The 12,352-nt window shown below is 62.1% G+C and carries 12 protein-coding genes; 5 read left to right on the top strand and 7 right to left on the bottom strand.

Going from position 1 to position 12,352, the window contains the following annotated elements; translation table 11 throughout:
• Positions 1–22: 22 nt before the first annotated feature.
• Complete coding sequence (locus tag D460_RS0104460; RefSeq protein ID WP_113010331.1) at positions 23–856, bottom strand: alpha/beta hydrolase; 834 nt, start codon at positions 854–856, stop codon at positions 23–25.
• A gap of 315 nt (positions 857–1,171) precedes the next feature.
• Here D460_RS0104460 and D460_RS0104455 point away from each other — a divergent pair, with 315 nt between their 5' ends.
• Both D460_RS0104455 and ade read left to right on the top strand, forming a co-directional pair.
• The gene (locus D460_RS0104455; protein ID WP_018897307.1) at positions 1,172–1,645 is read left to right on the top strand and encodes a MarR family transcriptional regulator; all 474 of its coding nucleotides are present in this window, start codon (positions 1,172–1,174) and stop codon (positions 1,643–1,645) included.
• A gap of 134 nt (positions 1,646–1,779) precedes the next feature.
• Positions 1,780–3,477 (top strand): adenine deaminase, encoded by a 1,698-nt coding sequence (gene ade / locus D460_RS0104450; RefSeq protein ID WP_018897306.1) that lies wholly within the window; start codon positions 1,780–1,782, stop codon positions 3,475–3,477.
• Positions 3,478–3,524: 47 nt separating this feature from the next.
• On the opposite strand, the gene D460_RS32580 is transcribed toward ade, so the two are convergent.
• Positions 3,525–3,707, bottom strand: a complete 183-nt coding sequence (locus D460_RS32580; RefSeq protein WP_018897305.1) for a hypothetical protein — start codon at positions 3,705–3,707, stop codon at positions 3,525–3,527.
• Positions 3,708–3,717: 10 nt separating this feature from the next.
• Positions 3,718–5,370: an alpha-glucosidase gene (locus D460_RS0104440; RefSeq protein ID WP_018897304.1), complete on the bottom strand. Its 1,653-nt coding sequence runs from the start codon at positions 5,368–5,370 to the stop codon at positions 3,718–3,720.
• Positions 5,371–5,589: 219 nt separating this feature from the next.
• On the opposite strand from D460_RS0104440, the gene D460_RS0104435 reads away from it, so the two are divergent.
• A complete protein-coding gene (locus tag D460_RS0104435; protein WP_026282785.1) occupies positions 5,590–6,501 on the top strand; it encodes a sugar kinase in 912 nt (303 codons plus the stop codon).
• 6 nt (positions 6,502–6,507) lie between these two features.
• Here D460_RS0104435 and D460_RS0104430 read toward each other — a convergent pair whose 3' ends face one another.
• Both D460_RS0104430 and D460_RS0104425 read right to left on the bottom strand, forming a co-directional pair.
• Positions 6,508–6,798, bottom strand: coding sequence for a hypothetical protein (locus D460_RS0104430; protein WP_018897302.1), 291 nt, complete (start codon positions 6,796–6,798; stop codon positions 6,508–6,510).
• Between the two features lie 10 nt (positions 6,799–6,808).
• The gene (locus D460_RS0104425; RefSeq protein WP_018897301.1) at positions 6,809–7,687 is read right to left on the bottom strand and encodes a hypothetical protein; all 879 of its coding nucleotides are present in this window, start codon (positions 7,685–7,687) and stop codon (positions 6,809–6,811) included.
• A gap of 269 nt (positions 7,688–7,956) precedes the next feature.
• Here D460_RS0104425 and D460_RS0104420 point away from each other — a divergent pair, with 269 nt between their 5' ends.
• Positions 7,957–9,075 (top strand): glycosyltransferase family 1 protein, encoded by a 1,119-nt coding sequence (locus D460_RS0104420; RefSeq protein WP_245267712.1) that lies wholly within the window; start codon positions 7,957–7,959, stop codon positions 9,073–9,075.
• 3 nt (positions 9,076–9,078) lie between these two features.
• Here D460_RS0104420 and D460_RS0104415 read toward each other — a convergent pair whose 3' ends face one another.
• Positions 9,079–10,338: an MFS transporter gene (locus tag D460_RS0104415; protein ID WP_037110862.1), complete on the bottom strand. Its 1,260-nt coding sequence runs from the start codon at positions 10,336–10,338 to the stop codon at positions 9,079–9,081.
• A gap of 247 nt (positions 10,339–10,585) precedes the next feature.
• On the opposite strand from D460_RS0104415, the gene D460_RS0104410 reads away from it, so the two are divergent.
• Positions 10,586–10,819, top strand: a complete 234-nt coding sequence (locus D460_RS0104410; protein ID WP_018897298.1) for a hypothetical protein — start codon at positions 10,586–10,588, stop codon at positions 10,817–10,819.
• A 91-nt stretch (positions 10,820–10,910) separates the two neighbouring features.
• Here D460_RS0104410 and der read toward each other — a convergent pair whose 3' ends face one another.
• Positions 10,911–12,350 (bottom strand): ribosome biogenesis GTPase Der, encoded by a 1,440-nt coding sequence (gene der, locus D460_RS0104405; protein WP_018897297.1) that lies wholly within the window; start codon positions 12,348–12,350, stop codon positions 10,911–10,913.
• Between the last annotated feature and the right edge of the window lie 2 nt (positions 12,351–12,352).

The following is a 12,352-nucleotide window of genomic DNA, read 5'->3' as shown; positions in this document are numbered from 1 at the left end:
CCTTCGCCACAAGCGGCCTTGATCAGGCCTGGAAGAATTTCAGGAGATCGGCGTTGATGATGTCGGCATGCGTGGTTGCCATGCCGTGCGGCAGGCCGTCATAGGTCTTCAGCGTGCCGTTCTTCAAAAGCTTGGCGGCAAGCAGCGCCGAGTCGGCGATCGGCACGATCTGATCGTCCGTGCCATGCATGACGAGAACCGGAACCTTGATCTTCTTGAGATCGTCGGTGAAATCCGTTTCGGAAAACACCTCGACGCAATCATACTGATCCTTGGCGCTGCCCATCATCCCCTGCCGCCACCAATTGTCGATCACGCCCTGCGAGACCTTGGCGCCCGGCCGGTTGAAGCCGTAGAACGGGCCCTCGGGGATGTCGCGATAGAATTGTGCCCGGTTGGCGGCAATTGACGTGCGGAAGCCATCGAACACTTCAAGCGGCAGGCCGCCCGGATTCTTGTCGGACTTCAGCATGACAGGCGGGATCGCGCCGATCAGCACCGCCTTGGCAATCCGGCCACGGCTCTCGTAGTTACCGACATAACGCGTGACTTCGCCGCCACCGGTCGAATGGCCGACATGGATGGCATTCTTGAGATCCAGATGTTCGGCAAGCTCGGCGACATCGGCCGCATAGGTATCCATGTCGTTGCCGTGGCCCGGCTGGCTGGAGCGGCCATGGCCGCGACGGTCATGCGCGATCACCCGGTAGCCCTTGCCGAGGAAGTAGAGCATCTGCGCATCCCAGTCGTCGGCGCTGAGCGGCCAGCCGTGATGGAACACGATCGGCTGACCGGTGCCCCAATCCTTGTAGAAGATCTGCGTGCCGTCCTTGGTGGTGATGTAGCTGCTGGTCATGGCGTTCTTGTCCTTAGCTGTCGAATGAGCGGTCTTCTGGTTGGCGGCTGCGGAATGCTTGTGGCTCGCGGCTTCAGCCGAATTGGTGAAGGAGGCGGCAGCGGCCGTCGCGACGAGGCCGAGCCCTGCGACCATAACATGCCGTCTCGAGGCATTTTGGATGTCGTCAGTCATGTTCATCTCCATTTGTTTTCGCAATAATCGATATCGCGATAAACATATTCATAGCACCTCAGATTTTCCTGTCTACGAAAAAGATTATCGCGATATCATTTTTATGATAGTGGTAATCGCACAGACAGATGGAGCCTCGGCATGACCGACCAGATACACGCTTCCCATAGACCCACGCCCGGCATCACCACTCCGCCGCTGGACGACCAGCTGTGCTTCTCGCTCTACGCGGCAAGCCTCGCCATCAACCGCACCTACAAGCCGATGCTGGACGAGATGGGGATCACCTATCCGCAATATCTGGTGCTGAATGTGCTGGGCGAGCAGGACGGCGCCACGATCGGCGCCATCGCCGATCGCCTATCGCTGGAATCGAGCACCATCACCCCACCGGTGAAGCGGCTGGAGCAGGCAGGCCTCCTCGAACGTCGCCGCTCGACCCAGGACGAACGCCAGGTGAACGTCTTCCTGACATCAGCGGGCCGCGACATGCTCGCCCGCAGCAAATGCCTGGGCGACACGCTGCTCAGCCGCTCCGGCATGACCTTGACCGAGATCGAAGCCTTGAACCAGCAGATCCACACACTGATCGGCGCCCTCGGCAAGGCCGAATAGACGCAATCCTGCCCGACCCCGGAACGGGGCGACCCCTGCGACGGCATGGACGAGGACAAGACCGATCCGCGCCTTCCCATCGAGCGCCCGCCTCTCTAGAGTGGCCACCCAACGACACCGAACCAGAGAGCCCCATGACCGAAAGACTAGAACGCCTCATCGACCAGGGAACCGGCCGCGAGCCGGCCGATATCGTGCTCAAGGGCGGGCGGTTTTTCGATCTTGTGACGGGCGAACTGGTGCAATCGGACATCGCCATCTCCGGCGACACCATCGTCGGCACCTGCGGCGATTACAACGGCAAGACCGAGATCGACATATCCGGCCGCATCGTCGTCCCCGGCTTCATCGACACGCATCTCCACATCGAAAGCTCGCTCGTCACCCCGCACGAGTTCGACCGCTGCGTGCTCCCCTATGGCGTCACCACCGTGATCTGCGACCCGCACGAGATCGCCAACGTGCTCGGCGAAGAAGGCATCCGCTATTTTCTGGATTCGGCCGAACAAACCATCATGGACATCCGCGTCCAGCTCTCCTCATGCGTCCCCGCCACGCATCTGGAAACATCAGGCGCCGACCTGCCGATCGAAAAGCTTCTGCCCTTCCGCGACCACGAGAAGGTCATCGGGCTTGCCGAATTCATGAACTTCCCCGGCGTGATCCACAAGGATCCCGTCTGCATGGCGAAGTTGGCGGCGTTCCAGGGCGACCACATCGACGGCCACGCCCCGCTTCTCTCGGGCAATGATCTCAACGGCTATCTCGCAGCCGGCATCCGCACCGAGCATGAATGCACGAGCGCCGAAGAGGCGCTGGAAAAGATCCGCAAGGGCATGCACATCCTGGTGCGCGAAGGCTCAGTCTCCAAGGATCTGCACGCGCTGATGTCGATCATCACCGAGCGCCTGTCGCCGCATCTGGCGCTCTGCACCGACGACCGCAACCCGCTGGATATCGCCGAGCAGGGCCATCTCGACTACATGATCCGCACCGCCATCAAAAACGGCGTCGAGCCGCTCGCCATCTACCGCGCCGCCTCGATCTCCGCCGCCCGCGCCTTTGGGCTTAGAGACCGGGGCCTCGTCGCCCCCGGCTGGCGCGCGGACCTCGCGATCCTCGACAGCCTTGAGAACTGCAAGGCCGAAATGGTCTTCTCCGCCGGCCGCAAAGTGACCTCGGCGCTCTTCGAAACCCGCAAGCCCATCGCCCCCGTCGGCCTCGACAGCGTTAAGGCCCGGCCGGTCAACGCCGCGCACTTCGGCGTGCCGGTCGCCGATGGCGAAACACCCGTTATCGGCGTCATGCCGGGCAAGATCATCACCGAACACCGCCGCTATCGCCTGCCCGTCAAGGGCAACCAGACGGCGGTCGATCTCGACAACGACATCATCAAGGTCGCCGTCATCGAGCGCCACGGCAAGAACGGCAACCACGCCAACGGCTTCGTCCAGGGCTTCGGCCTGAAGAAGGGCGCGATCGCCTCCACCGTCGGCCATGACAGCCACAACATCTGCGTCGTCGGCGTCAGCGAGGACGACATGGCCATGGCCGCCAACCGGCTCGGCGAGATCAAGGGCGGCTTCGTCGTCGTCGAGGACGGCAAGGTCACCGGCGAGATCCCGCTGCCGCTCGCCGGCCTGATGAGCCTCGAACCCTACGAGACCGTCCGCGACACGCTGCACGACCTGCGAAAAGCCGCCTACGCCCTCGGCACGACGCTCGAAGAACCCTTCCTCCAGGTCGCCTTCCTGCCGCTGCCCGTCATCCCGCATCTGAAGATCTCGGACATGGGCATGGTGGATGTCGACCAGTTCAAGCTGATCGGGTGAGGTCTGGGTTGGCGACCGTCACTTCAATCGCGTAACTCAAGATCTCACTAAGTCCGACAGCCGACGGTGTTGTCGCTCGCGCGTTTGGCGCACAGGACAACGTCAGGGGCCGACGCGATTAAGGCTGCATCGCCCGTCTTCAGCACTTCGTCGAGATAGGTTTCGATGGCCTCATCGGAATCGAGCATTTCCGCCAGATCGAAATCGAATATTGCTTCAGTGACCGCCATCGCTTCGCTCCTACGTTGTTACCCGCGCGCAAAACCCTTCCAGCGCCCCGAGCACCACCTTGCCGCCGTCAACGGTTCCACCCGCCCCCGGCATTTCCAGCCGCTCGCCAAGCACCATCCCTGCAGGCAAGCCGAACGCCGCAGCCTCCCGTGTCAGGTTGAATACAAACAGCAGCGTCTCGCTGTCTTTCCTCCGCGTAAACACCAGTAAATCCTGGTTGGTGTCGAGGAAGGTCATCGCCCCGTCGATCAGCGCCGGATGCTTTTTGCGGAAGGCCAGTGTGTCGCGGTAGTGGGTGAGCACCGAATGCGCATCGCCTTCCTGAACATCCACCGAGAGCGCAGCCTGCTCATAGGGCACCGGTAGCCAGGATTTCTCGGCCGTCGTGAAGCCGGCATGCGCCTTGGCTGCTTCCCAGGGCATCGGCGTGCGGCATCCGTCGCGGCCCTTGAAGGCCGGCCAGAAGCGGATGCCGTAGGGGTCGCGCAGGTCCTCGAAGGCGAGATCGGCTTCCGGCAGCCCGAGTTCCTCGCCCTGGTAGAGGCAGATCGAACCGCGCAGCGTCGCAAGCACCGAGATCGCCAGCTTGGCAACCACCGGCCTCTCTTCCACCGTCTTGGCGAAACGGCTGAGATGACGGTTGACGTCGTGGTTGGAGAAGGCCCAGCAGACCCAGCCATCGGCCACCGATTTCTGGAAGGCATCGACGCAGTTGCGGATATGGGCCGCGGTGAATTCAGGGCCAAGCAGGTCGAAAGTGTAACACATGTGCAGCTTGTCGCCGCCAGTCGTATAAGCCGCGACCGTCTTCAGCGAGCGCGCCCCGTCGCCCACCTCGCCCGCCGTCGTGCGCCCCTCATAGCGGTCGAGCAGCGCGCGAAAACGCTGCAGGAAGCCGATATTTTCAGGCTGCGTCTTGTCGTAGAGATGGTTCTGCATCCCATAGGGGTTGGTATCCGGCGCATCCAGCCCGCCATCGCTGGTATCGGGCTCGTGCGGAGGGTTGTCGCGCAGGAGCTTGTCGCAGAAATAGTAGTTGACGGTATCCAGCCGGAAGCCGTCGACCCCGCGGTCGAGCCAGAATTTCACCGTCTTCAGCAGCGCGTCCTGAACGTCGGCATTGTGGAAGTTCAGATCCGGCTGCGAGGTGAGGAAGTTGTGCTGGTAATACTGCCGGCGCACGCCGTCCCATTCCCAGCCCGGCCCACCGAAGATCGACAGCCAGTTGTTCGGCGCCGTCCCATCCGGCTTCGGGTCGGCCCAGACATACCAGTCGGCCTTGTCGTTGGTGCGGCTGGAGCGGCTTTCGACGAACCAGGGGTGCACATCAGCGGTATGCGAGATCACCTGGTCGATGATCACCTTCAGACCCAGTGCATGCGCGGCCACCATCATCTCGTCGAAATCGGCGATCGTCCCGAAAATCGGGTCGACGTCGCAATAATCGGAAACGTCGTAGCCCATGTCGGCCATCGGCGACTTGAAGAAGGGCGAGAGCCAGATCGCGTCGACGCCGAGGCTGGCGATATAGGGCAGACGTCTCGTGATCCCCTTGAGATCGCCCAGCCCGTCGCCATTCGTATCCTGAAACGATCTCGGATAGACCTGATAGACAACAGCACCCCGCCACCAGTCCGCATTCCCGCCCGTCCGAACCACCATCTGTCGCAAATCCTCGCCATGTTCGTGTCCACGCCGAGACTAAAGCGCAGAAAGCAAAAGACAACCGCGCTCACGTCTTTTTGCGCGCCAGTTGCAAAGACACCGGCCAGCCCGTGGTGGTCCCGCGCCCACCCGCATCGCGATATCCAGCCAATCCGCGCTTGTCAGCGTGGCGCGCGGCGCGTATCAGCGAACACGCAACATCTGGGGAGGCTAGCAGTGGGCGGACGTTTTCTATCGATCGGTGAGTGCATGGTGGAGCTGTCGCAGGCCGGCGCCGGGCTGCTGCGCAAGGGCTTTGCCGGCGATACGCTGAACACCGCCTGGTATGCCCGCGCCTGCCTCGATAAGGATTGGTCGGTCGACTACTGCACCGCGCTCGGCGACGACGCCATGTCCGACGAGATGGTGGCCTTCTTCGCTGAAGCCGGCATCGGCACGGAGAGCATTCGCCGCATCAAGGGCAAGGCGCCCGGCCTCTACATGATCAGCCTGAAGGATGGCGAACGCTCCTTCAGCTACTGGCGCGACAACTCCGCCGCCCGCCAGCTCGCCGCCGATGCCGACTTCCTGCGCCAGGCGATCGAAGGCGCCGACGTCGTCTATTTCTCCGGCATCACGCTGGCGATACTCTCGCGCGACGACGCCGACACGTTGCTTGCCGAAGCACGCCGCGCCAAGGCATCCGGCAAGCTCGTCGCCTTCGACCCCAACATCCGCCCGCGCCTGTGGTCGGGCTATGACGAGATGCATGCGACCATCAGCGAAGGCGCGCGCGCAGCATCGATGGTGCTACCAAGCTTCGAGGACGAGGCCCTGCACTTCGGCGACGTCTCGATCGAGGCGACCATCCACCGCTACCGCGCACTCGGCGTCCGCGACGTCGTCGTCAAGAACGGCGCCGACGGCATAACGCTCGATTTCGACGGCGACGAGACCTTTGTTCCCTCCGAGCGGGTCGAGCAGGTCGTCGACACCACAAGCGCCGGCGACAGCTTCAACGGCGCCTTCATCGCCCATTACCTGGAAACCCACGACGCGCCTGAAGCCGCCCGCTTCGCCGCCAAGGTCGCAGCGCGGGTCGTGAGCGAGCATGGGGCGCTGGTGGCGAAGGATAAGCTTGGGGTTTGAGTGGGGTTAGACGCCCGCCAGCAACGCCGATATCCGAACAAGCAGAGCCGCCGCCTGGCTTGCTGCATCGATCGCGTCAATGGTCGCCTTCATGTCGGCGGTTATGGCTTCGAGATGACCGGTAATCTCTAGATATTGATCCGAGTTTTGATCGAGCTCGGTCAGCAACTGTTTCTTTCTCAAGGCAATAAGCTTGTTCTTGATCTTGATGAGCTCAGCACGTTCGACTTTATTTGCCGTCATATCAATGCGATCAAAAAGAGCATCAATGCACTCATCCAACGGAGTGATCGCCATGGTCATTCCCCTATTTGTTGTTCAGTTGTTTGAAAGCATCGGCCATCTCTTTGACAGCCGAGACAAAATCGTCGATCTTAACGGCATCAGCATCGGGTGTTTTCAACGCCGCATGAGCATCGACCATTTTCGACAGCAGCTCTTTGTAACGCGGAGCATGCTGAGGACGAAAGAAAGCGATGGTCACTTGCATCTCATCGAAGTCTTTCGAGAACTGTTGATACATGCTGTATAGGTCAGCACTGGTTCCGTCCTCTCGAGCGTCGCGGAGTATGAGCTTCTTCGCCCGTAGCCAACTCTTGTAGTTGCCCTCGATGATCGACCCAACGTTTTCTAAGTCGGTAGTCAACAGCGCAGCACTCTTAACGATCAGAGGATGGGCTTCGGTGATGGCCTCTCGCAGACGCGCATCCGAGACGTGAGTAAACAAACGTTTGCTGGTGCTCTGAACGAGGGATGCAGCGCCTTGAAATCTCTCATTCTTGGCGACTGTCGGCACGGTATTCACCGCCGTTTTCAAATTCCCGACAGCACTATCCAGTTTCGTGGCATCTTCACCACTTGCAGCCGCAGCCAGCGCAGCGCCGTAGTTGGAGATCGCATTCAGAGTACCAATGCGCACCGCCCAGATTTTTCGCAGTTTCTCATCCCGATCTGGAACCGCGGGCGGAAAACTTGGATCCCCAGAACGGCTTTCGAACGTCGTGGCCTGATCTTCAAATGCATCTTGCGCGGCTACCTTGTCAGCCACCTCGGGAACATGCGCAACGATCTGGGCAACCTCGGTGGTTGCTTCTCCAAATTTCGCAATCTTCTTGGCATCGACACTCGCGCACGCGGCAAGCATCAACGCTGCCAGCAATGCCAGCACCCGCAATGGTGTAAACATGAATTGTTCCCCTCAAACTTGCAAAGGAGTAACAATCCTAAAAATTGCAATCAATACTAATCCACAATCAAGGATTACCCAATTGGACGTAACCCGCCGCCTCACCCACCCTGTAATATTTCCATCATCGACAGCAGCGAGAATATGAGCGCGGGAATCGATTATCCGGCGCCCGCCCGGAGCGGTGCGCCGATGGCGCGGATGGAAGTCGGATCATGTTGCAACGCCTGCAAAATGCCAGCGATGGCGAAAACGTCGCCGCCTTGCCGATGGGCAAGCCGGAGCGGCTGGTCATCGTCACGGATGCCTGGCATCCGCAGGTCAACGGCGTCGTCCGCTCGATCGAAAACACCAATCGCGAGCTCGCCAAGATCGGCGTCGAGGTGGCGATGGTGACGCCGCAGGGGTTTCGCAACATCCCCTGCCCCACCTATCCCGAAATCCGCCTGTCGATCGCCCGCTACCGCAGCGTTGCGCGGGAGATCGCCAAGCACAAGCCGTCCTACGTCCATATCGCCACCGAAGGCCCGCTGGGACTGACGGCGCGGCGCTGGTGCCTGAAGAACCGCATGCCGTTCTCCACCAGCTATCACACCCGCTTCCCGGAGTATGTCGCCGCCCGGCTCCCCATTCCGAAGAGCTGGCTCTACGCCTTCGTCAAGTGGTTCCACAATTCCGGCGCCGGCTGCATGGTGGCGACGCCCTCGCTGGCACGCGAGCTTTCCGAAAAGGGCATCCGCAACCTGATGCCCTGGAGCCGCGGCATCGACGCCAAACAGTTCCACCCGGCCGAACTCGAGGAAAAGCCCTTCGGCCTTTCCCGCCCGATCTTCATGACGGTCGGCCGCGTGGCGCTGGAAAAGAATCTGCCGGCCTTTCTCGATCTTGATCTTCCCGGCTCCAAGGTGGTCGTCGGCGATGGCCCCGCCCGCGCCGAGCTCGAGAAGCGCCATCCGGATGTGCATTTCACCGGCCTGAAGGTCGGCCCGGAACTGGCCGCGATCTACGCCCAGGCCGACGTCTTCGTCTTCCCGTCGCTGACCGACACCTTCGGCAACACCATCCTCGAGGCGCTGGCCTCGGGCGTCCCCGTCGCCGCCTACCCGGTCACCGGCCCGCTCGATATCATCGGCGAGGATAGCGAGGTCGGCGCGCTCGACGACGATCTGCGTATCGCCTGCCTCGCGGCGCTCTCCGCCTCGCGGCAAAAGGCCCGCGAGCTCGCCGTCCAATATTCCTGGGAAGCGGCAACGCTGCAGTTCATCACCAACATCCGCGCCGCCAACGGGGTGATCACCCCGAAATGGAAGAAGGCCTGGCAATACGCCGCCAAGTCCCTACCACGCAACAAGCGCCTCGGCGATGGGGATGCGGCGACGATGGTGTAAACCCTACTCCGCAGCCCCCACCGCCTGACGCCCCCGCTCACCCGGCAGCGGCGGAAACGCCAGCGCGATCGCGGCCGCGCCCAGCCCCACCAACGCCGAGCCGATGAACAGCCACGAGTAATTGGCGAAGTGATCGAAGATCCAGCCGCCGATCAGCGGGCCGAAGGCCATGCCGAGGCTGGAAAGCATGGTGGCGGCGCCGAAGACGGTGCCGATGATCTTTTGCCCGAAATATTCGCGCGCCAGCACCGCGTAGAGCGGCATGACGCCGCCATAGGCGCTGCCGAAGATCATCGCCAGCGCGTAGAATTCGCCAAGCCGGCTGACGAAGAGATAGCCCATCAGCGCAATCGCCTGGATGAGCAGCCCGCCGACGATCACGGGCTTGACGCCGACGCGATCGGCAAGCGAACCGTAGATCAACCGGCCGCCCAGCCCCGCCAGCCCCTCGACGCTGTAGATGCTGACGGCCGCCATCGGCGCCACGCCGCAGATCGTCGCGTAGCTCACCATATGGAAGATCGGCCCGGAATGCGCCGCACAGCAGGCGAAGAAGGTCAGCCCGAGCACGATGAACTGTGGCGAGCGGAACACGTCGGCGAGCCGCGCATTCCCCCGCCCCGCCGGCGTTGAGCCCGTGGCCATCGCGCCACTCGGCGATGCTGCGCCAACATCATCGTCGGCACTCTCGGGCGCGCGGCGCACCAAGAGTGCGGCCGGCAGGAGCAGCACCCAGGCGCCGATGCCGATGATCAGCATCGCGGTGCGCCAGTCATAGGCCGAGATCAGGAAGCGGGCGAAGGGCGAGATAGTCATCGGCGCCACGCCCATGCCGGCCGAGACCAGCGAGACGGCAAGGCCGCGATGCTCGTCGAACCATGCGGTGGTCGCCGCGATCATCGGTGCGAAGAAGGTGCTGGCGGCGATGCCGACGAGGATGCCATAGGTCAGCTGGAATTGCAGGAGCGTCACCGCCCGGCTGGAAAGCACCAGCGCCAGCCCGAGCAATGCTGCGCCCACAAGCACCACGGCGCGCGGCCCGAACCGGTCGCTCGCAGCGCCCCAGACGAAGCCGCCGATGCCCATGACGATGAAATTGAGCGTCATCGCGCTGGCGATGCCGATATGCGACCAGCCGGTATCGAGCGCGATCGGCTCCTGGAAGATCGCAAGCGAAAACATCGCCCCCAGCGCCACGCAGGTCATCAGCGCGCCCGCCGCCACGATCACCCACCGATAGGACCCCTGATGCGAATGGCTCATCATCGTGCACCTCCCTGTGCGAACCGATCTGGCGCGGATCCCCTATAAAAGGCGATCCATGCCCTCCCCATCAAGACGTCTGGCCGCTGCCGCATCCGACAGCCTGTCACATAATTTTCAAGAATTGCGCTTCCGGCGGGCAGCCCCGGCGGCCTTTATACCAAAAATAGTCATATATATTAAATCAGGATTATTAGACAAAGCACGGTCTGCGTGAGATTCTCACCATGTAGAATCAGGGCGCAACATGGCTGACGAACGTTATCTATATGATTCGAAGTCGCACAAGGCGGTCATGTACCAGGCCGGCGAACACCTGTTTTCGCTATCCGGAAGTAAAGCCGAGCATTGGATATCGGGAGACTACATTTTTTCCATGGAGACCCAGGCTATAAGCTTCTGGATTCTTGGAAACGACGTCTACGGCCACGTCGGCAATGGCGAACTCACCCGCGATCCGATCTATTACTTCGACGGCTGAGACAGCCCATCTTCATCGCTAAAAAAGCGGAGTGCGGGCGCAGCCTTGGCTGCACCCGACATGTCACTTGGCCAGCTACCAGGCCAAGCTGCTACTTGGCAGGCTGCGGCTTGCGTCGTCCGCCGCTCTTGGATTCGTACGGATTGTCCTTCTCGCGATACATGATCCGGATCGGCACGCCGGGCATGTTGAAATCCGTGCGCAGGCTGTTGACCAGATAGCGTGTGTAGGATTCCGGCAGCGCGTCGGCGCGGGTGCACGAGATCATGAAGGCCGGCGGGCGGGCCTTGACCTGGGTCATGTATTTCAGCTTCAGGCGGCGGCCGGAGACGGCCGGCGGCGGATGCTGCGTCGTGATCGAATCCAGCCAGCGGTTGAGCTTGGCGGTCGAGATGCGACGGTTCCACGTCATGTCCGTATCGATGATCGACTGCATCAGCTTGTCGAGGCCGCGGCCGGTCTGGCCGGAGATCGGCACGGCGCGGATGCCGCGCGCCTGCGGCAACAGCCGCTCGGTCTTCTCGCGCAAGTCCGCCAGAAGCGCCTGCGGCTCGTCGATCAGGTCCCACTTGTTGAAGGCGAGAACGGCGGCGCGTCCCTCGCGAACCACGAGGTCAACCAGCTGCAGGTCCTGCTTCTCGAAGGGAATGGTCGCGTCGAAGACGATGACCACGGTCTCGGCGAAGCGGATGGAGCGCAAGGAATCGGCGACCGACAGCTTCTCGAGCTTCTCGGTAACGCGCGCCTTTCGGCGCATGCCCGCCGTGTCGAACATCTTGATGGTGCGGCCGTTCCAGTCCCACTCGACGGAAATGCTGTCGCGGGTAATGCCGGCCTCGGGGCCGGTGAGCAAGCGGTCCTCGCCGAGGAAGCGGTTGATCAGTGTCGACTTGCCGGCATTCGGGCGGCCGATGATCGCCACGCGCAGCGGCTTGGTGTCGTCGTACTCGGGCTCGTAGTCCTCGTCCTCTTCCATCTCGTGGGGAAGATTGACGTTGGTCTCGGCGATGTCTTCCTTCGGCGGATAGGCGCGATCCTCGCCGACCGCTTCGACGATCGCGTCGCGCAGGTCGAGCATGCCCTGCCCGTGTTCGGCCGAGATCGGCACCGGCTCGCCGAGGCCGAGCGTATAGGCGTCGTAAAAACCGCCGTCGGAACCCTTGGCTTCCGACTTGTTGGCAACGAGAACGACCGGCTTGCCGCGACGGCGCAGCATCTCCGCCAGTTCCTTGTCGACAGGCGTCAGGCCGAACTTGGCATCGACGACGAACAGCGAGATGTCGGCCTCGTCGATCGCCGCTTCCGTCTGGGCGCGCATGCGGCCCTGCAGGCTCTCGGCCTCGGCCCTTTCCAGACCGGCGGTATCGATGATGGTGAAGGTCAGCCCCATCAGGCGCGCATCGCCGGGGCGGCGGTCGCGGGTGACGCCGGGCGTGTCGTCGACAAGCGCCAGTTTCTTTCCGACCAGCCGGTTGAAAAGCGTTGACTTGCCGACATTCGGGCGACCGACGATCGCGACCGTAAAGCTCATTG

The sequence above is a fragment of the Rhizobium sp. 2MFCol3.1 genome, assembly GCF_000377565.1.
Classification (GTDB): Bacteria; Pseudomonadota; Alphaproteobacteria; order Rhizobiales; family Rhizobiaceae; genus Rhizobium.
The sequence above is the reverse complement of the archived record's forward strand: the minus strand, read 5'-3'. Positions and strand labels throughout refer to the sequence as shown.